20 protein-coding genes are annotated in these 18,778 nt (G+C 36.8%); 7 read left to right on the forward strand and 13 right to left on the reverse strand.

Annotated features, from left to right (window positions below; genetic code table 11):
* Positions 1-52 precede the first annotated feature (52 nt).
* Together G7051_RS11935 and G7051_RS11940 are read right to left on the reverse strand one after the other, a co-directional pair.
* Positions 53-1,297 (reverse strand): glycoside hydrolase family 88 protein, encoded by a 1,245-nt coding sequence (locus tag G7051_RS11935; protein ID WP_166115539.1) that lies wholly within the window; start codon positions 1,295-1,297, stop codon positions 53-55.
* Positions 1,298-1,376: 79 nt separating this feature from the next.
* Positions 1,377-2,603, reverse strand: coding sequence for a DUF2264 domain-containing protein (locus tag G7051_RS11940; protein WP_166200551.1), 1,227 nt, complete (start codon positions 2,601-2,603; stop codon positions 1,377-1,379).
* A 356-nt stretch (positions 2,604-2,959) separates the two neighbouring features.
* Between G7051_RS11940 and G7051_RS11945 the strand changes: the two genes are divergently transcribed.
* Complete coding sequence (locus tag G7051_RS11945; RefSeq protein WP_166200553.1) at positions 2,960-3,697, forward strand: YARHG domain-containing protein; 738 nt, start codon at positions 2,960-2,962, stop codon at positions 3,695-3,697.
* A gap of 17 nt (positions 3,698-3,714) precedes the next feature.
* Entirely contained in the window at positions 3,715-3,927 is a 213-nt protein-coding gene (locus G7051_RS11950; RefSeq protein WP_166115545.1) for a hypothetical protein, read from the forward strand.
* A gap of 43 nt (positions 3,928-3,970) precedes the next feature.
* Here the strand turns inward: G7051_RS11950 and G7051_RS11955 are convergent, their stop codons facing one another.
* A complete protein-coding gene (locus G7051_RS11955; protein ID WP_166200555.1) occupies positions 3,971-4,336 on the reverse strand; it encodes a helix-turn-helix domain-containing protein in 366 nt (121 codons plus the stop codon).
* A gap of 152 nt (positions 4,337-4,488) precedes the next feature.
* Here G7051_RS11955 and G7051_RS11960 point away from each other — a divergent pair, with 152 nt between their 5' ends.
* The 4 genes from G7051_RS11960 (at position 4,489) to G7051_RS11975 (ending at position 7,191) form a co-directional block, all read left to right on the forward strand.
* Entirely contained in the window at positions 4,489-5,016 is a 528-nt protein-coding gene (locus G7051_RS11960) for a DJ-1/PfpI family protein (RefSeq protein WP_166200557.1), read from the forward strand.
* Between the two features lie 186 nt (positions 5,017-5,202).
* The gene (locus G7051_RS11965; protein WP_166200559.1) at positions 5,203-5,859 is read left to right on the forward strand and encodes a suppressor of fused domain protein; all 657 of its coding nucleotides are present in this window, start codon (positions 5,203-5,205) and stop codon (positions 5,857-5,859) included.
* A 284-nt stretch (positions 5,860-6,143) separates the two neighbouring features.
* Complete coding sequence (locus G7051_RS11970; protein ID WP_166200561.1) at positions 6,144-6,644, forward strand: hypothetical protein; 501 nt, start codon at positions 6,144-6,146, stop codon at positions 6,642-6,644.
* Complete coding sequence (locus G7051_RS11975) at positions 6,631-7,191, forward strand: RNA polymerase sigma factor (protein ID WP_166200563.1); 561 nt, start codon at positions 6,631-6,633, stop codon at positions 7,189-7,191. The genes G7051_RS11970 and G7051_RS11975 overlap by 14 nt, the downstream gene beginning before the upstream one ends.
* 161 nt (positions 7,192-7,352) lie before the next feature.
* Here G7051_RS11975 and G7051_RS11980 read toward each other — a convergent pair whose 3' ends face one another.
* From G7051_RS11980 to G7051_RS12000, 5 genes are all read right to left on the reverse strand, one after another.
* Positions 7,353-9,395 carry a WG repeat-containing protein gene (locus G7051_RS11980; protein WP_166200584.1) on the reverse strand — a complete coding sequence of 681 codons (2,043 nt, stop codon included), beginning with the start codon at positions 9,393-9,395 and terminating at the stop codon, positions 7,353-7,355.
* 277 nt (positions 9,396-9,672) lie between these two features.
* Positions 9,673-9,969 carry a DUF2695 domain-containing protein gene (locus tag G7051_RS11985; RefSeq protein ID WP_166115557.1) on the reverse strand — a complete coding sequence of 99 codons (297 nt, stop codon included), beginning with the start codon at positions 9,967-9,969 and terminating at the stop codon, positions 9,673-9,675.
* A 159-nt stretch (positions 9,970-10,128) separates the two neighbouring features.
* The gene (locus G7051_RS11990; protein WP_166200586.1) at positions 10,129-10,776 is read right to left on the reverse strand and encodes a YiiX/YebB-like N1pC/P60 family cysteine hydrolase; all 648 of its coding nucleotides are present in this window, start codon (positions 10,774-10,776) and stop codon (positions 10,129-10,131) included.
* Positions 10,777-10,878: 102 nt separating this feature from the next.
* Positions 10,879-12,528, reverse strand: coding sequence for an alkaline phosphatase PafA (pafA, locus tag G7051_RS11995; RefSeq protein WP_166200588.1), 1,650 nt, complete (start codon positions 12,526-12,528; stop codon positions 10,879-10,881).
* Positions 12,529-12,829: 301 nt separating this feature from the next.
* Positions 12,830-13,165 carry a T9SS type A sorting domain-containing protein gene (locus G7051_RS12000; RefSeq protein WP_166200590.1) on the reverse strand — a complete coding sequence of 112 codons (336 nt, stop codon included), beginning with the start codon at positions 13,163-13,165 and terminating at the stop codon, positions 12,830-12,832.
* A 146-nt stretch (positions 13,166-13,311) separates the two neighbouring features.
* Here G7051_RS12000 and G7051_RS12005 point away from each other — a divergent pair, with 146 nt between their 5' ends.
* Positions 13,312-14,301 (forward strand): hypothetical protein, encoded by a 990-nt coding sequence (locus tag G7051_RS12005; RefSeq protein WP_166200592.1) that lies wholly within the window; start codon positions 13,312-13,314, stop codon positions 14,299-14,301.
* Between the two features lie 154 nt (positions 14,302-14,455).
* Here G7051_RS12005 and G7051_RS12010 read toward each other — a convergent pair whose 3' ends face one another.
* The 5 genes from G7051_RS12010 to G7051_RS12030 all read right to left on the reverse strand — a co-directional run bounded on the left by G7051_RS12010 (position 14,456) and on the right by G7051_RS12030 (position 18,653).
* On the reverse strand, positions 14,456-15,010 hold the full coding sequence (locus G7051_RS12010) for a hypothetical protein (RefSeq protein WP_166200594.1): 555 nt from the start codon (positions 15,008-15,010) through the stop codon (positions 14,456-14,458).
* Positions 15,007-15,558: a glycoside hydrolase family 19 protein gene (locus G7051_RS12015; protein WP_166200596.1), complete on the reverse strand. Its 552-nt coding sequence runs from the start codon at positions 15,556-15,558 to the stop codon at positions 15,007-15,009. Before G7051_RS12015 ends, G7051_RS12010 begins: the two co-directional genes overlap by 4 nt.
* Positions 15,542-16,021, reverse strand: a complete 480-nt coding sequence (locus G7051_RS12020; RefSeq protein WP_166115571.1) for a phage holin family protein — start codon at positions 16,019-16,021, stop codon at positions 15,542-15,544. Before G7051_RS12020 ends, G7051_RS12015 begins: the two co-directional genes overlap by 17 nt.
* 167 nt (positions 16,022-16,188) lie before the next feature.
* Positions 16,189-18,084 carry a GDSL-type esterase/lipase family protein gene (locus tag G7051_RS12025; protein WP_166200598.1) on the reverse strand — a complete coding sequence of 632 codons (1,896 nt, stop codon included), beginning with the start codon at positions 18,082-18,084 and terminating at the stop codon, positions 16,189-16,191.
* Entirely contained in the window at positions 18,081-18,653 is a 573-nt protein-coding gene (locus G7051_RS12030; protein ID WP_166200600.1) for a hypothetical protein, read from the reverse strand. Before G7051_RS12030 ends, G7051_RS12025 begins: the two co-directional genes overlap by 4 nt.
* Positions 18,654-18,778 lie beyond the last annotated feature (125 nt).

The following is an 18,778-nucleotide window of genomic DNA, read 5'->3' on the forward strand; positions in this document are numbered from 1 at the left end:
TATACTCTGCCCGTTTATATGAGGGTAGGGTAGAACCCCACCCCTACAATATTTATTGTTTCAAATTCTTATATCTTACCAAAGCCTCTAAAAAATAATAATCGGCGTAACACAAAGGTACATCAATTTCGTTTTTATGAGGAATACTTCCCACGCTATGCATCAAAATAAAATTGCCGTTGCTGCCCAATGCTGCTCTATAATTGGGTGAAGCAAGGCTTTGTAACATTTTCACAGCCTTGTCGATATAGGTTTTGTTATTTGATAACTGACCCAATTCGAACAAACCTGAACACACGATTGCCGCTGCCGAAGCATCTCTGAGTTTTTCTTTAAACTCTACTGCATACGATTTACCTTCAGGGGTATATCCCTCTTGTCCGACATTGAAATCCCAAAGTGGAACAAGATCTTCGGGCAGGTTCTTTAAATAAAAGTCTGTTGCTTTGATAGCTGCATTAAGATAGGAGGAGTCTTTTGTTTCACGGAACATCATTGTATAGCCATAAATAGCCCATGCTTGTCCGCGTGACCAGGTCGAATTGTCGCTGTAACCCTGACAAGTTGCCTGATCTTTTACAACACCCGTAATAGTGTCGTAATCTACCACGTGGTAGGTGCTGAAATCGTCTCTGAAATGATTCTTTAAAGTTGTATTGGCATGACTCACCGCAATGTCGTAATAACGTTTGTCGCCACTCACTTTCGAAGCATAAAACAGCATTTCGAGATTCATCATATTATCTATAATTACCGGATAGAACCACTCGGTAGTATCGTTCCATGCTTTGCGGTAATTCCACGATTTTATACATTTGGTAACATCACTGTAACGTGACGATAACGATTGGGCACTCTGAATAAGAATGTCTTTGTATTCGGGTTTAGGAGCCAGACGCTCGGCATTTCCGTAGCTGCAATACATCATAAAACCCAAATCGTGATGACCGGTAAATGTTTTAAGAGGTTCTAGTGTCTCCGTCCATTTACTGGCTTGGTTTCGCCAGGTAGAATCTCCCGTAAGTTCGTAGAGATACCAAAGCGATCCGGGAAAAAATCCGGGAGTCCAGTCATACATATTAGTTACCACCAATTGCCCCTGAGGATCAAGTGTGCGAGGATAGTTCTTGCCTGTGGGTTCGCCCACACTCTCGAGCATTTTTAATGTTTGTGCCGATGCAAACGCAACATTCTGATCGATAAATTCGGCTTTCTCCTTATCCGCTTTTGGCGTACACGAGACAGCCATTATCCCCAGAGCTAAGAAAGTTAATAGATTGTTTTTCAAAATTTTCATAGTTATCATGTATTTAGGTTATATTTTTTGAGTAAATGAGTAAACAGGTAAATGACGCTCGTTTAGCTGTCAACTATTTTTATTTTTTTATCGATTCATGGTAATCTTTCGCAAATGGCTTGCCGCTCCATGCTTTTTGAGAAGTCCACTCCTCGGCAGGAGCAGTCCAGAAAGAAGCATTAGCAGGTAATCCCAAAGGCAAAAATACTAATGATGTCAGATATAAACTACCATTGTTAGTGTAATAATCTGCCAATTCGGGTTGATGCCCAACAAAACCCAATTGAAGGAAGTCATCTTTACCGAAATTACCTTCTACCGAAAACATATTTTTCATTATTGTAGTCAAGGCATTGCGTACACCTCCGTTACTCAGATTTTTGGGTAATCCGTATTTCCAGACAGCCAGAGCCAGAGGTTGAAACGATCCCATGCGATAGGTCATCGAACGCCCCACTGCCGGAAATGTACCTTCGGGAGAGATCAATCGTTCTATCAATTGATTGTATCGTTGCATGCGTCTGATTGCCAACTCCGAACTGATGGCCGTGTACATCTTTTTGCTTTCGAGAATTTCGATCATTTCCACCAACATAGGGTGCATTACATATCCGTTGTAATAATCTAACGCAAATTCGGGTCCATCGGAATACCATCCGTCTCCCAAATACCATTCTTCCATTTTTTGTACCGACAACCTAAGTGCAAAACCATCGGGTTGCTCATCGATACTTGCTAAAAACGCCTCTATTATTCCCCTGAATAATATCCAGTTATTGTAAGGAGGTTGTATGGTTCGGAGACTTTTAAATTCTTTGATGTATCTGTCTTTAGTAGTCTGATCCAGAGGTTCCCACAATGCTTTTGGGGCACGTATAAAACTGGTGGCTATATATGCCGCATCTACTAAGGCCTGACTGGGACCTTTCCATCCCAGATAATCGGGACTGTCGGGGTTAACCGAATGTGCATAGCTCATCAATGCCCATTCACGCAATTGTTTACGCTGTTTACCTTCGTTGGTGTTATCATCCGGTAAAGCCAGCCAGGGAGCTATTCCCGCCATGAGACGTCCAAAGGCTTCCATATAAGTCACGCTGACGTCTCTTTTGTCCCAGAGAGGACTCACTTCGACAGTCATGTTCTTTCGGAGCTCACCTTTGCTCATATTACTTAGTACGGGTGCTGAAATTTTGTAACACAGATTTGCCCAATAAGCCCGGTCTGCCTCCGGCGGAAAGTCTTGCTTCTGAGCATAGCTTGTCATACTCAATAAGAAGCACAATAAAAAAGTACAGTGTTTCATAGTATAGTAATTTAAATAAGGTCTTATTGTATCGGTATTTACACCGATAATGCTATCCGGGCGATTCTCAATTTACCGCAAAGATATACTCATGTATCAGATTAAACAAAATTAAATAGCATCCTGTTTAGGCTTTAGGTCTTTTTATAGGTATTCGTATTGTTAATTAACAATTTCCATATCTATACAAGTATCTTTGTGCAAGATAATAAATAGGTATCATAAAGTATTGATGTTTAATCTATTTTTAAAGCTTTTTTACTTTTGATATTTAGGGCTGATATTTTTTTGATATATTCAATCCGAATATGCTTCCGATTTTGTTACTTTATGTTCTAAATTTATTGATAAAAGGTATGTTTATACGAATAGTGGTTCTCTCTATAGCTCTTTTTGCTGCAAGTTTGGTAATTAATGCTCAGGGTATTAATGATTGTAGTACATGTGGTACTGTCTTGCTAAAAGCTCAGGACATAGATACTTTGAGTGTGGATGAACTCCGTCTGCTGACCAATGAAATTTATGCACGCAGAGGCTATAAGTTTAGCAATGAACGTTTGCAGGATTATTTTCAAAGCTTCGAATGGTACAAGCCATTAGCTGATAATAGCCAAGTGAAATTATCGAATATCGAAGAAAAAAACAGTAAGCTGTTGACTGATCGTCGTAAAGTTCGTGAAGATGAGAGACAAATTATTCTTACCTATTTCAAAGGACTTAAGCAATTGGCAGCGGCTAATAACGATGCCGAATTAAACAAGCTCTTCATCAACCCTGAAGATCGTCAAATGGCTTCACTGGATGAGATGAAACGAACTCTTTTACATATCGATTTTGATGATGTACACTGGTTCAAAAACAAAGGTCTGTATAGCGTTGAGGTAGATAACGGATATGTGAAGATAGTATATTCGTTCTCGCTGAGTAATGAAGGAATTGTGCTTGCCTATAATTATATGGCACACTCTGATATTATGGAGGATTTTGACACCATGTTCTCCGATTATATGTCGGAAAGTGAATATGCTGTATGGTGGGTTTTCTCTTTAGTAAATGGTAAAGTAGTTTTAACAAAAGTAGATGGAGCAGGCTGATATGCCTGATAATTAAGATGGATATTTTAAATGGTTTTCTTTCGTTTTTTGTACCCCTGTTTTTACTCTTAGTTTACTATTGGTATATATCTATACCGGTGGTTGCATTGGTAATATTCGGCTATATAAAGACAAAAAATGAGGGGTTGAAGCGTGCTCTTCGTATTTTTCTGGCATTTATAATACTTGCAGTAGTCGGTATATTAATTATGATGATAAGTAATGGCTGATCAATGGGTATCTGACGCATTTAAATAAGGTCAGTAACTTTTATTACAGATAACTTTTTCTCGATTTCTGTATTACTGCCGTATTTTCCCTTGCCCAGTTTACCAGTCCTTTCAATGGATCTAATAGACTATACCCTAACTCGGTCAGTTGGTATTCGACACGGGGAGGTACTTCCGGATAAATTTGCCGGCTAACCAATCCGTCTGCCTCAAGGGAACGAAGGGTTACCGTAAGCATCCGCTGCGATATGTCGTTGATCGACTTATGCAATTCGCTGAATCGCATTTTAGGATTCTGGCTAAGCGTATATACAACCAGTAACGACCATTTGTCGCTCAAGCTTGCAATTATATCCCGGATGGGACAAATTCCCTCAATTATATTATTTACTATTTTTTCTTCTTCCATAAGTGTCTCTTTCTCTGCAATAGTTATCTTTATGTAAGTATCTTATTATGATGTGCCTTCTTGTTTTTATAGATGCACATGGTTATCTTTACATGCACAAAAGTAATAAAGTTATCAAAAGTAACTATTGTCAAATTAAAAAATATAATATTATGGGAAAGAAAGTAGCTGTAATAGCATTTAGTCCGGTAAACGGAATGGGTCTGTTTCAATATCTGGAAGCATTCTTCGAAAATCAGATTCAATACAAAACATTTGCTATTGACAGTGTAAAAGAAATCAAAACCAATTCGGGAATCAGTATCACTCTGGATGATGTGATTGCAAATCTTAAAGGTCACGAATCGGAATACGATGCACTGGTTTTCTCTTGTGGAGATGCTATGATTTCATTCAAAGACAATGCCGACAAACCATATTATAAAGATATGTTTGAGGTATTGAAAAATTTCAACGATCAAGGTAAGCTGATTGCAGGACATTGTGCTGCTGCGGTAATCTTCGAGAAAGCGGGAATTACTACCGGAAAGAAAGTAGCTGTACATCCTTATGGAAAACCAGCTATTCAAAACGGTACTGCTACGGATGATAAATTTGTAGTAGATCACAACTTGTATACTGCACAATGCGAAGGAGCTATCTGGCAATTGATGCCCGATTTGTTAGCTGCATTGAAATAAGATTTAGGAGATATACATCTTGAAAAAAAGTTCGATTCATAATTGAGGATCGGACTTTTTTATTTTGCAGAACTTTCTATTGCTTTGGTAAATAAAATAGCGATAAAAAGATTAACTATAAAGTTTAAACAGGCTCTTACTCTAAATAAATAATTCTATTTTTGTGCTTGAATAATTTAGCAGGTTATGACAAAGAAAGAATATAGATCATTATTTGAAGAAGATGAGGCTGTTGGATGGCTGGCAATAGATAAAAAGGTAGAGGAAATTTACGCAGATCAGAACCCACGTCATTATGCCCCCCCTTTGCATTATATATTAGGAGGAAGAGATCCGCTGGATGGAACCAGTATTTATGACTCTCAGAAACAAGATTTTCACCGCCATTTTGTAAGTTATGGTATGTCGGAACTATACTATAATGAAGATGCGGCAAGTGGCGAATTCAGTAAATGGGGATTCGAATTTACTTTTCGTCTGAAGCCTTTCGAGGAAGATGAGCAAGACCCTGTATGGGTGATACAGGTTATGAATAATCTGGCTCGTTATGTTTTCGAAAGTGGAAAATGGTTCGAAGAGAATCATTTTATACCTGCCAATGGACCTATTCGTACCGAAACCAAAAGTGAAGTAGGTATCGTTGGAGTTGCATTTGCTTTAGATCCCGAATTGGGTACAATAACTACACCGCACGGTAAACTTTCTTTTTTGCAAATGGTAGGGATAACCTCTTCTGAACTGGAACGTTTGAAAGCTAATCCTAAAACATCGGAAGTGAAAGCCTTATTGGACGAGCTTCGAAAAGATAATCCATTATTGATAACCGACCTTACGAGAAAATAAGACACTCAATCAGAACTTATAATATAGCCGGCAATTGATAACACATCATTGCCGGCTTTTCTTTTCTATTCTTTTTTTAGAAAAAAAAGTAAGTTGTAAGTTGTTTATATATTGCTGCTTATGTTTATTTTGTCGTTGAAATATATGGACGGATCATATTTTTTTCAAAAAGACTAAAATATATTTTTGTCTGGTTCGTCTTCAATTGTAGAGACATGTCAAAAGCAAAATTTATAATAAGTAACAAATGGGGCTGCAGCCCTAACTAATAACAAAATAATAGAATGAAAAATAAGAAATTTAAAAAGCTCTGGGGAATCCCTGTATTTATTGCTGTATTTGCTCTTCTGGTTTGGGCTACTATGCTCTTGTGGAACGCATTGCTGCCAGCCATATTCGGTATTGTGACGATTACTTATTGGCAAGCCTTAGGCTTAGTCATACTTGGACGTCTTCTGTTTGGCGGTTTTGGTAAAGGTGGAGGTGGTATGCACCACTTTGGACGCCATCGTCATGGACGTCATGGATGCTGTAAAAAAGGAGGTGATGGCCGATTCAATGCCCAAGACATCAACGGGTTTATGGCAGAAGCAGGCGATGATCGTTTCGGCAGGAGAGGTAGCGATCCTTTTGGAAGAATGAGAGATAAGATGAAATCGATGACGAAAGATGAGCGTCGCGAGTTTTTTCACAACAAATTACATAATCAACATATTCTTTGGGAAGAGATGCTCGATGATTTTGATAATTTTGATAAAAAAACAGATCGGGATGACCAACAATGAGCCATCGAAGAATAAAATATCAGATGTTTTTAAAAGGTATCAGGCTCAATTAAAAGGATACATCAATAAGCGCGTGGCATCTAAGGAAGATGGGGAAGATATTTTACAGAATGTATTTTATCAACTTCTTAAGACCGAAAATCCCATAGATGAAATGACGGCGTGGTTATATGCTGTTACCCGTAATCAGATTATTGACTGGAAACGCAAACGTAAGGACGAAGAAATGCCTTCTATTACGGTTGATGATGGCAATGAATTGTTTTTGAGTGAAATATCTAACTTTCTTTTTGATGATAGCGATTCATCACCCGAAGATGTTTATTTACGGTCTTTGGTATGGAACGAGCTGGAAGTTGCTCTTGCCGAATTGCCTCAGGAACAAAGAGAAGTATTCGAATTAACAGAACTGAAAGGGTTGCCTTTCAAAGAAATATCCGAATCAACAGGCATTCCTGTAAATACCCTTATTTCGAGGAAAAGATATGCTGTGTTGCATTTACGTTTACGCCTTAAATCGTTATATGAAGATATTTTAGATACTTAATCACATAAGGTCTCAGACCTTTTTATTGCTTTGGAAAGCATTACAACTAGAGACAGTTATGTTGATGAAATATCGCATTAAATATTTAATGCTACTTAAAATTCAGCCGATAAGTGTGGTTTCTTATCGGCTGATTTTATTTATCCAGGCTTTCCTGTTTATTACATATCCTTAACGTAATTGCCATAACCGTCAAATATCCGGTCATCCTCTAATCGGTATTGAGTGTATGCCGGATTGCTGTCTAATACATATCCCCACGATCCCAGAGTTAGAGGTAGTGTTTTGTAAATACGATTGTTTTTGTCGATCAGCATGGCTTTGCCGTCTTTTTCGACATACGCATAGTCACCCTGAAAGGGTAGTGCATAATCGTATTGAGGCTCTATTATGGTTTCGCCTTGCTCATTTATATATCCGTATTTTTTCACATCATCAGAATCTTCGCTGTATACAATTGTTGAACCCGACCAAAACTCTTCTGAAAATATATATTTGCTGGATGGAGCTATTATTACATCACCCTGTTTGTTGATATAAAACAAGCTTTCGTTTTCGTCCTCAATCAGTACTAAATCCGAGTGATCCGAAAACTTGGTTTGTGCATCCCAATTGTCTTTGGTTATTTGATTGAGACTTGTATCGAAAATTGTTGTAATTCGTCTTCCTCCCTCATATTTTGTGGCGTAAATGTATTTGCCAACCATGTCTAACTGAGAATAGATTTCGGGTAGAAGCACTTTTCCCGTGTTGTCGTATAAGCCGGCTTTGGTATCTTCAATTATAAAGAAACCTGCCGCAGGCGAATAGATAAACTCCTTGGATATAGGAATAATTATATTCTCATTCTTGTCCATTATGCCCCTTTTTTCAGAATTATCAGTTTCGGTAATCAGATAATAATCAGTCGACAAAGTATCTTTTATATAGTACTTGTATTGATTCAGGGCTTTTGCTTCAATATCGAGTTTATAAGTGAGGTAATTTTCATCCTCCACATTTTTATAACCCTCGAAAAATAAATTGTCATAATGCTTCAACGTATAATATTCGGGTTTGATGATCCAGTTCCCCGAATTATCAACAATACCATATTGATAAGTATCGGCATCATTTGCACAAAAGAATGAACTTTGTGGCGATTTAAGGTCTCTGTTGGCAATAGTTGTAAATAACTTTATGCTGTCCTGATCTCCGGCATAGTAAATGTCTATCTGATTGATCGTATTTTTAAATTGTACCCATGCTGTGTAGTTCTGGCTGTTTTCGGGTACATCGATAGAAAATTTATCAAGCATATCCTTTTTCAGGTCATCTATTGAAGTATATTTTTTATCGTCTATATTTTTAATTATCGCCTCACTAAGTTTCCCTATTTCCTGAAAATAAGTACTCATTGCAGGTGAATAGTGCGATGAGGAACTTTTCGAGTTAGGATCTAATACTCTGCCTTTCTTATCCTGAGCCTGTATGGCTATCAAGTTAGAATATATCTTCTCCGATAATACGATGTCAGCTTCGCGTCCCTTCATGGAGCTTAACTGTACAGTGTTATCGCCTTGGCTGATAGTCGGATTCTGCTTGGTTAAAGAGATATGTTGAATACTGGTAGGGTAATTAATAATTACTTCTACTTGTATACTGTCTATGAACTTCGCATTATCGGACATGTAATGCTGATTGATTGACATTTTACTGTGTGGTTCCTCTATTGTTCCGTTGGCATAAAATATTTTATGGATAATGATATCCATTAAGTTATCATTGTTAGGTAACGGTATATCCAAAATAGTGCTGATATCGTATGAACTGTAGGGCATATTTACATGTGAATGTGGAGGCAGCAACTCTTGGCTGAAGGCATTTTTGAGTAAACGATCTGCAAACTTTGTTTTCAGGCTATCCACATTGAGGTTATTGGGAATAGAAGGCGGACTTGATGGTGTTTCGTCTTCATCACTATTGATGTTCTCCTCATCCTCCTGATCTTCGCTATCTCCTGAGGTGATTTTTATACTTTGAATCTGGCTCATGCTTTCGAGTAATTCAATAGCCTTTACTTGTTTCTCAAGTTGCTCACGGGCATCTTCAATACTTTCTATATTGTCGACATATTGCTTTAAGGCCTCTTTCATGTCTTGTGCCGTAACTCCAAATGAGGCAATTAATAAACTAATAACTGTAAAAAATATTTTTTTTAGCATAGTGTGTATATTGAAATAGTTGAACCTATTATGATTGTAGAGCTGAATCTATGTTTTCGCCCATATAGTATAGGCACATGGATACTTCCAAAATTATCAGATATCTGTGGCTTTACTGGTTGCAAAAGTAGTGAAATAAAGGATGTGAGTTGGTAAAATCAAATGTTAATTGGCTTTTTTGATGTAGAAGAACTTGCCATAAAGAAACAAAAATACCTCTTAATCAAAAGAGATATTTCGTGAATTATTGCGTCTCATATGAGGAGGACGATGGGTTTTAATCGAATAGTTCTTCGATATTGAATAATATTTCCCAATCAGAGTAAGCCCCGTTATTATTGAGCCATTTGATGACGGCATCGCCGTTTTCTCCTACATTTTCGATCAAAAACCGCTTGGTAAATCGCATTGTATTGTCATTTTCTTTGCCTTTGGTCATGGCATTCAAATAATCGAAAAGCTTCTTGAATAGCTCTCTACTCATGGGGAGGCTTCTTTCAAATATGGCAAGTTGCTTCTTTTTTAATTCGTCTTGCAGTGCCTTTTTCTGGGCTTTATCGTTATTATTTGTCATATTTCCGTTCAATTGAGAGGTGATTTATTTTAACCACAAAGATCGTAAAGTTTAGTCACAAAGTGCAATCCTGCCGCTTTTTTCTATGACTTTTGTGCAAAATAACTTTCGAGTCCTTTGTGTTTAAACTCAATACGCTAAAGGTCGCGAATGTATATCTTAATAATAATGGATAATATCAATAACATCTGATTGCTGAGACATTGCTCCGGGATTGATCCCCAATTCGCCTTCGGGTATAGGAATGCCCAGTTTTTCGAAATGTGTGATCCAATTGGGAGAATATTCACCCGTATCCTTCGATTTGAAAGTCATAACATTCAAAGGAAATACCGGAGTTCCATTATTTGCTTTTAAGAGTATGTCATAAATCAGTTCCGAACAATAATACTGATCGTTTTCGAGATCAAACGCATCGTCGTAATCTTTCCCTGTCAGTTTTTCAGCTTCGTTTAAAGCATGTGGGATGAGCGCTTGATATTCACCTTTTAATCGTCCTAATACCGATTTAGGAGCACATTTGTCACCTTTAGGATGCAAATATTCGTCTAAAGGAGTGATGCAAACTTTTGGATGAGTGGCTTCAATAACATAAATCTCGCTGGTTGTAATGTCAATCGATACAATACCTACATGTGTAAAATTGTATCCGGCTATACCTGCTGTTACATCTTTTATAGCATCGCCCATATCCCCTTTGCACGATTCCTGAAATATTAGGTCTCCGTTCTGCAACTTGAAGTCGGCATCGTCTTGTGGTGATAACGAGGTCAGAAAAATAAGTGCAGATAATAGGGTTGTAAGCATCTTAATGAACTATTTAGTTTATAGGGATAAACCTGTGGATTTGCCCGATATTGACAAACACATAAGTTTACCCCTACAAAGGTAATGAAAAGGTCTGAAAACTTATTTCCACAAATCGACAATAGGCTTACCTATAGCTCCATTAGGCATTTGTATATGTAACAATGCAGCTACCGTTGGAGCTATATCGGTCATATATACTTCGGTATTCGATGATCCGTGTTTGATGCCCCAACCCATAAACACCAAAGGAATATGGGCATCGTAAGGGTTCCATGTACCGTGAGTAGCCCCTTTGAGGTCGCTGTCGCTGTACCATCCCGGTTTAAGAATGATTTGTATTTCGCCACAAAGATCTCTGTTGAACCCGTTTACTATCTTTTCTTTGATTACGGCAGGAATAGTGGCTTCCGATACTTTTGCAGTTTCAACTACATAAGCCACGCCCTCAACCTTTTGCATGTATTGAATAGTTGCTTCACGCAAGTCGTCCATATCAATAGATGAGCTTATTTGTTTGTAATTGTAATTGACCTGATAGTTATTTAAGCTAAGAACAAGATTATCCGCACCGAATTTACCTGACAAAAATTTATTTAAACCCTCATTTATCGTTTTGGTATTCCAGTTTCCGGCAGGGATTTTATTGTCTTTCAAGAATTGTCCGTTATGAGCGCCACCATGATCGGCAGTTAGAAATACGGTATAATTGCCTTTTCCTACTTTTTGATCGAGGTAAGCAAAAAAGTCGCTCAGGTCTTTATCCAGACGAAGGTAATTATCCTCTACTTTTACCGAGTTGGGTCCAAATTGATGTCCTATATAATCGGGCGATGAAAGGCTTACGGCCAAAAAATCGGTAACCTGATTGTTGCCCATCTGTTCGTTTTCGATTACGAGTTTGGCAACATCCAAAGTCAGAGTATTTCCGTAAGGAGTACTTCTGATAAGCCCTAATCCATTCTTCTTAACCAGATCAGAGGTTTTAATAGGAAACTTCACCTTATCGATTCCTTTGTATGTTTCTTCGTAAATATTATCATCATTCGTACTTTGTACGTAGGTATCAATGGGGTATAGAGTGTTCCAATTCTGATCGAGGTACTTCTTAGCCATATCTTTATTATTGAAGTCTTTCAACCATTTAGGAAGGTCTGTCATATACCAAGTGCTTGTTATCCAGTTACCCGATTCGCCATCGAACCAATAAGCTGCATTTGCCGCGTGTCCCGCAGGAAGAATACTTCCACGGTCTTTAATGGAGACGCCCACTACTTTGGAGCGGAAGTTAGTCGCAAGCTTCAATTCATCGGTAACGGTGCTTGCTTTGAGGTTGAAGGGGGACATCTTTCCTGCCGTAGCATTTTTGTCCTTTGTACCTACGCTTTGTACATTATCATCTTGCGTGCAGTATAGCGATTGGCCTGTAGCCTGTACTATAAAATCGTTCCCTGCAATCCCGTGAATAGCCGGAACAGAGCCTGTATAAATTGTGCTGTGCCCGATAGCCGTATAAGACGGCACATAGTTGAGCATCGTATTTTCACACGTAAAGCCTTCGTTCAGCATACGCTTAAATCCGGTGTTGCTGTATCTGTCATAGTAGCGGTATAAGTAATCCCAGCGCATCTGATCTACCACAATACCTACTACAAGTTTGGGACGGTTGAGCTGACTTTGATTTCCCGATTGGGCAAATATGGAAAAGGTTGCCAACAATAGGGGAAATGTAAGGAATCTTTTTACATTCATTGTTTTATGTTTTAAGGTCTCAGACCTATTTTATTGTTTGGGCAAGTATAAATACTTACTGTTATTTAATAGGAAGTAAAGTTATGAAAAATGAAGGGTGGTCACAGATACTTCTTGATTAAAAAAATGTACTCCTTGTGTTAATGTTTACGGCTTGCGATTACATTCTGGTTAAGATTTGGAAATAGCTTTTACGGAAGGTGGTTAAGTAATAATATATAACTAATGATACACTAAAACCCGAACTATTTATTGTCTTTAATCTCGCCAAAGCAATAAAATAGTATAGTGAACTTAGAGCCTATTTTATAAATATTTTAGTGGTAAATATTTCTTTATTGTTTTTTATTCTGATAATAAACACACCTCTCGAACGGATAGGTACATTAATTAAATCACTTTTTACAATTTTATTGTAAATGTTTCGTCCGGATGCATCAAATACCCAAACTTGCGAACCTGCTGTAAGTGAAGATATGGTGATAACTTCGTTGGTAGCCGAGATAGTATAACCTGATTTATAATTTTCTGTAAGTGCAGGATCTGATGATTCAACCGAAGATCCATAGCCATTCTCACACAGAGAAGCACTAGTGATGCAGCAAAAAAATGAGAGAATTATAATGAGCTGTTTCATAGCCATGTCCTTGAATTACCTAAACGTTAACAAATATAAAGATTTAAAGTGAATATACAAGAAAATAGAACGGGTTAATTTTTCTTTGAAGGTGACAATTCTTTTATTAATGTATATATTTGTTGATAAATGTAAATATATATATAATGAGAAAAGTTCTACTAATGGCGATGTTGGGAGGAGTATATTCATCTATGCAGTCTCAGACATTGACGACGACAAAAATTTCAGATTGGAATACGATCCGTAAATCAGGGTTTTATGAATCATCAACAGCAGATTCGAAAAACTTACCTAATACAAATCATACCTGGTATTGGGGGATAAATATGTCACATTCATTGAATGCAGTTAATACCGATAAGCCTTATTATTTTGGAGGACAAATTTTATTGGGAATTAATGGTAACAGTACAGGATTACCGTTAATGTATATCCGAAGCACAAATGTAGATGGTTTGGGAACTTGGGCTAAGGTTTTGACAGATAGGGGTACTCAGACAATTTATAATGATTTGAATATTTACACTCTAAACTGTACAAATACAGCAGATGCTAAATTAAAGTCAGTATTGGGAAGATTAGCTGAAGGTAATGATGAAGGTGAAGGTACTTTTTTAGGAGTAAGGTCACATTTCACCCAACCTGCATATACTAAATCTTTTAGTATAGAGCACAAATTTTTTGGAAACTTAAATAGCAGTATCAATTTTTATAGAGGAGGTAGTAAAATAGGCGGATATATTGGTATTGGTGTATATGATGGGAGAGAGATAGCGAAATTTCATATTGGAGGATTAAATCTTGGCGGAACACTTTCTGCAAGAGAGGTAAAAGTCGAGATTACGGCTGGTGCCGATCATGTTTTCAATAACGACTACGAATTGAAACCTTTGTCGGAAGTAGAGGCTTTTGTGAAGAAGAATAAACATCTTCCCGAAATTCAATCCGAAAAGCAAATGCAAGATGACGGTCTTAATATCAATGAATTTCAGATAAAACTTCTTCAAAAAATTGAAGAGTTGACTTTATATGTAATTGAACAGGATAAGACAATCAAAAATCAAAATTCTTTGTTAACTAAGCAGAGTAAGCTTATTGAAGATATGCAAGTTCAAATTAATGAAATGAAATAAATAAGCGAGAGAGTTTTTTCACGTTTCTAAAATATTGGGCTTCATTTTAAAATGATAACACAGATAATCTCTTTCAAGAAGAATATCTGTGTTTTTTTATGTTTAAACTAATAGTTATTGGAATGCAGGCGAATAATAAATTGTATTGGAGAATTTAGAATTTATATTTCAGTTCGAAATCGAATCCTTTCTTATTAAAGTCTGTTATATACTTTGCGCCTATTCCCAGGTTGTGATAAAACATTCCACCTCCTATACCTACATGGTTGAGTGTGCTGTAAGATATTCCGACATAAGGCATCCATGTTTGATGTTTTATGGTCGCTATTTCTTTTTGGATTGGTGTAAAGTTATACTTTAAGGATGCTAATTGATTATATTGCACTGAAGCGTCAATTGATAGTTTTCCGTGCTGATTATCAAATAAATCCTGCTTGTAACTTTTTCGGGTTATCCAGTCATTTAGAATAGCGGTGGTGTCTATTTCGGCTGTAACAGTATTATAGATAGTATCAGCTTTTTTATACAAAAAAAGAGGCTGTGCAGGAATTTGTATCCTGTAGGGAATTGGCACTTCAACGATTTTTTCGATTTTTTCGCCTTTTATATATTTGATCGACTGTTCACCCTCTGAACCTTGTCTTCCTATAATCAAACCTGCAATAAATCCGATGAGTGTGTATATAATATATAATGTTTCTTTTTTCATATAGATAAGATTTGTTTGGCTCGTTGCCATATTTTGTATCTGTCTTCGTATCCATTATAACCTCCGTTGATAATGCGGGTAATTCGTTTGAAGTTGACTTCCGTATTTTCGTCAGCCAATTCGTTCAGACCTCGATTGTGCCACCACCAACATGCTGACTTAGTTGCATATTCGGGCTTTTTCAACAAATCGGGTTCTTCCACAAAGTCTATTCCCATGGGTAGACCTCGCATTTCGTTGGTCAATTTCTGATAGTTGGCACGCCCTGTTATTTGTATTAAACCTCTGCCTTTAAACCTCACGCCATCGCCTTTCTCTGTGTTTCCAAGATCACGCCTTCCTTCGTATGCCTTGCCGGATGCAATTTCTTCGTTGTAGAAAAGTTGTCCCGATTCGTGACCTATCTGAGCCAGAAAAGCTGCAATTCTATCTTTTGTATGGATGTTATAGAGAGACATGAATTCGTTGAGATAGGGTAAGTATTTCTGCCTGTTACTTTCTGTTGAAAACGGGTAGATTTGCTTGAGTTGATTATTGGTTATCATCATCTTTTTTGTTTTGAAGGTTCTCTGTATTTTTTAGTATTTCAGATACGCCTTTAAGCAGGTTATCTTTATTCTCGATGAGGATGACGAGATCTTTTATACTTTCATTTATTTTGCGTCGGTCTTTATCTTGAGCTTTTTCGAATACCGATTTAGCTTCGATAAATACGAGAAAAAAACTGGCTAACATAGAGAAATAAGAGAGTGGCAATACTAACGAAGACAGTAGATCGAACATAAAAGCAAAGCACAAGAGACCATAATATTGTACCATTTTACTTACTGTACGCCTGAATCCATAAGAGGTATGAATTTCTCCCAGAACAGTGGCTTTTCTTAAGCCAGATATAAGATCAATAATAATGGCGATCAGTACAATAATCCACATAATCATAACCAATTCGAGTTTGGTTGATAATGTTTCATAATCTTTAGACAGAAAGGAATTAATAAATAATTGTGTCATATTTTATCTAGTTTGGTTTTCTACTTTATAGATAAAATAGTGCAGCTAATTGTGTCTCTTTTAACAAAAAAACTGCATTAAGAGGGGAGGCTTAATGCAGAATCATATTTGGTATGAATAAAGAATTGTGGACTTTATTTTACTTATATAACTTTTCGGTGTATTATTTATATTTGATATTGTTGATATATTCTTTTAGTATCAAATAAGAAGTATAAGTCAAAAAGTACCCTTTTAAACATAGCTTCGTTACCAGAGATATTTGGGTGTACATTATCAGAATTTACATATAGCGGATTCCATGTAGTTTCAGAGCCATTATTAACAGCTTTATTCATGTCAACATAAAGTTCCCTCGAATTTCTAATATAATTGTTCATGTCAGTTATTGGATAGCCAGAACGGGGTGTTACAGTTACAAGTATAGGTATTTTCCCTGATGCTTTAATTTTAGTAATAAGATTATTCATATTAGTAGTATATGTAGAAAGAACGTTATCATTTGTGCCTATTGCCAAAAGAACGTAATCACTATCTATTTTTTCTAATTCTGTATTAAATCGAGAAATAAGGGTTGATGTCGTTTCTCCACCACGGCCAGCTATGTATACATTGCCATTTGTTACTTGTTGCATTAAAGTTATATATCTTTTGTCGAGATTATTTACAATACCCCATCCTTCAATAAAACTATCACCAACGCAGAATGTTGTAGGGGATTTAAAAGTGGAGTCTCTTAGATAAGTATCTATTACTTCTATTTGTCCGCTTTGACAGAAAATGGAAGGGTATCCCCAGTTCCGTCCGAAGTCTTTAGTATCTAATCGTTCAGCGAAGCCTGTATACATATCTTTATCAGAATGAATAGAGAAGTATATATCTTTATTTTGTTTGTACATTCTTACAATATATTCTTTATTTGTTTCAATAGTAAAAGGAAGATTATAAGAATATATTAGAGAGCCTGTAGAGGTATTCATTTTGCGTATATCAACAGTACTTTTATTAATGGCTAGAGCTGTACCTTGCGCTGTATCTGCACGACAAATACCGAATGTACCTATAGAATTAATTTTGATACGAGCTGAAAAATCTAAATCCTCAATTGCAATATTTACAGGGTATTGGAGAAGTCCACCTCCTGCTATTGTTCCAGTTCCTATTATAGTTGTTGAGTTTCTGAAATTTGTAAATGAAGCTATCCAGCCATTTTTTTCTTTTTGACTAAGAATATCTAATTTTGTTTCGAGGGTACTTATTTTGCTTATTTTTTCTGTTCCTGAATTAGGTGCGTATTTTTCTAATATTGGGTTTGGTAACTCTTTTCTACAAGTTAAGCGTATATGGGTTATATTATCAGGAATAGTAAAAGAATATTTGACAGGGTTATTGGTATCAGCTCCAACAACTGCTAACGCTGAATTAAAATTATTACCATTCCAACCGCTTATAGCGAGTAAATTACCAGCTTGTAGTGTTCCTTGGTATTTTTCCGAAAAAATTACTGGGATAGGATTGGATAGTCGATATAGAGTGTTAGTTCCTCCTCCGGAAATAGTGCCGCTTAAATCAATATAATACCCATCAGTCCATGTAATTTCTTTAACTATTTTCCAATCACCTAAGATAAATATAGCATCTTGTAGTTCGCTAATAGAATTTATAATTGGGATTAATTCTTTCTCAGGTATCTCTCCAACCAGTTTCCAATTCCCCTCTATCCCCCAGCCATTAATATCTGCACCAATGTATTGCTCATTGATCCATCCTGTTGTGATCTTGTAAGCAATTATCTGCCCTGATGCTCTTAGATTTGATACTACCGCATTGCGAGCTGTTTGCTTATCGGGATAAGTTAATCCTGTGGTTTGAGTTATATTATAAATCGATTTGCTGGTGAGGTTGCCACCGCTTTCGCCGGTGTCGCCCTTATTTCCCTTCAATAATTCGATTGGGACTTTAACACTGTTGTTGTTGCTGTCAACCCCCAGGGTCAGTAAGTTGCCAATAGATTTAGCCTCAGGCAGATCGCTGACTTTTATAAGTTTAAGATTTTTACTCATGCAATTTCTATTATGTAATTTATATTTGTGATATCGCTCTCTTCGGTAATGATGCCTGATAGAATTTCGCTGCCTAATATAGCCGTGCTTACGGCGTCGGCATTTACTTCGAAGATTGGGTAGATCGAATTTTTCTCTAATTTGATAGTTATACTGTTCGATTCGCCTGTCTGTCCGGTTTGTCCCGAGTACGAAAGTTTTGCTCCTCCGTCCGAACCAAATGTAAAATGCTTGTCGTTCATTGTTCGGAATACGACAACATACCTGCCGTATACAGCATACCTGAGCCAAGTAATAAGGTCGTTGCTGAGAGTCCGAATGAATGTATTGACTTCTTGTTTATATATGCCGTTTCCGACAGATTCTTTCATATTAGTTTCTTGTACACACCCCAACTCAAAAAAGATATTTTCTTTGTGTATAGCATCCACATAGTTCGAATTATAAAGGCTGTCATCTTTAAATTTATAGCTAATAAAATCGTCGATGTTGAGTAGCCAGATATGTGAGATACCTCCTAAGTTGTATTCTGTGAGGTTATCGATACCTCTTGTCAGTTTATAGGCCATCTTTTTATTGTATAGATAAATTTCAGATAAGCAGTAAAATTGAATTTTTGTGTAAAATAATTTATAAAATAATTAGGTTTATAAAATAAACTTGTTTATGTTTGCGTTCATGAATTAAGAACTTG

It is taken from the genome of Dysgonomonas sp. HDW5B (genome assembly GCF_011299335.1).
Taxonomy (GTDB): Bacteria; Bacteroidota; Bacteroidia; order Bacteroidales; family Dysgonomonadaceae; genus Dysgonomonas_A.

What these genes read in the sequence shown, in the direction of transcription:
- G7051_RS12025 (WP_166200598.1), bottom strand. Translation starts at nt 18,084, where the DNA reads ATGAGTAAAAATCTTAAACTTATAAAAGTCAGCGATCTGCCTGAGGCT.
- G7051_RS11990 (WP_166200586.1), bottom strand. Translation starts at nt 10,776, where the DNA reads ATGCTTACAACCCTATTATCTGCACTTATTTTTCTGACCTCGTTATCA.
- G7051_RS11940 (WP_166200551.1), bottom strand. Translation starts at nt 2,603, where the DNA reads ATGAAACACTGTACTTTTTTATTGTGCTTCTTATTGAGTATGACAAGC.
- G7051_RS11950 (WP_166115545.1), top strand. Translation starts at nt 3,715, where the DNA reads ATGGATATTTTAAATGGTTTTCTTTCGTTTTTTGTACCCCTGTTTTTA.
- G7051_RS11985 (WP_166115557.1), bottom strand. Translation starts at nt 9,969, where the DNA reads ATGACAAATAATAACGATAAAGCCCAGAAAAAGGCACTGCAAGACGAA.
- G7051_RS11955 (WP_166200555.1), bottom strand. Translation starts at nt 4,336, where the DNA reads ATGGAAGAAGAAAAAATAGTAAATAATATAATTGAGGGAATTTGTCCC.
- G7051_RS11980 (WP_166200584.1), bottom strand. Translation starts at nt 9,395, where the DNA reads ATGCTAAAAAAAATATTTTTTACAGTTATTAGTTTATTAATTGCCTCA.
- G7051_RS11970 (WP_166200561.1), top strand. Translation starts at nt 6,144, where the DNA reads ATGAAAAATAAGAAATTTAAAAAGCTCTGGGGAATCCCTGTATTTATT.
- G7051_RS12010 (WP_166200594.1), bottom strand. Translation starts at nt 15,010, where the DNA reads ATGAAAAAAGAAACATTATATATTATATACACACTCATCGGATTTATT.
- pafA (WP_166200588.1), bottom strand. Translation starts at nt 12,528, where the DNA reads ATGAATGTAAAAAGATTCCTTACATTTCCCCTATTGTTGGCAACCTTT.
- G7051_RS11945 (WP_166200553.1), top strand. Translation starts at nt 2,960, where the DNA reads ATGTTTATACGAATAGTGGTTCTCTCTATAGCTCTTTTTGCTGCAAGT.
- G7051_RS12000 (WP_166200590.1), bottom strand. Translation starts at nt 13,165, where the DNA reads ATGAAACAGCTCATTATAATTCTCTCATTTTTTTGCTGCATCACTAGT.
- G7051_RS12005 (WP_166200592.1), top strand. Translation starts at nt 13,312, where the DNA reads ATGAGAAAAGTTCTACTAATGGCGATGTTGGGAGGAGTATATTCATCT.
- G7051_RS12015 (WP_166200596.1), bottom strand. Translation starts at nt 15,558, where the DNA reads ATGATGATAACCAATAATCAACTCAAGCAAATCTACCCGTTTTCAACA.
- G7051_RS11965 (WP_166200559.1), top strand. Translation starts at nt 5,203, where the DNA reads ATGACAAAGAAAGAATATAGATCATTATTTGAAGAAGATGAGGCTGTT.
- G7051_RS11935 (WP_166115539.1), bottom strand. Translation starts at nt 1,297, where the DNA reads ATGAAAATTTTGAAAAACAATCTATTAACTTTCTTAGCTCTGGGGATA.
- G7051_RS12020 (WP_166115571.1), bottom strand. Translation starts at nt 16,021, where the DNA reads ATGACACAATTATTTATTAATTCCTTTCTGTCTAAAGATTATGAAACA.
- G7051_RS11975 (WP_166200563.1), top strand. Translation starts at nt 6,631, where the DNA reads ATGACCAACAATGAGCCATCGAAGAATAAAATATCAGATGTTTTTAAA.
- G7051_RS12030 (WP_166200600.1), bottom strand. Translation starts at nt 18,653, where the DNA reads ATGGCCTATAAACTGACAAGAGGTATCGATAACCTCACAGAATACAAC.
- G7051_RS11960 (WP_166200557.1), top strand. Translation starts at nt 4,489, where the DNA reads ATGGGAAAGAAAGTAGCTGTAATAGCATTTAGTCCGGTAAACGGAATG.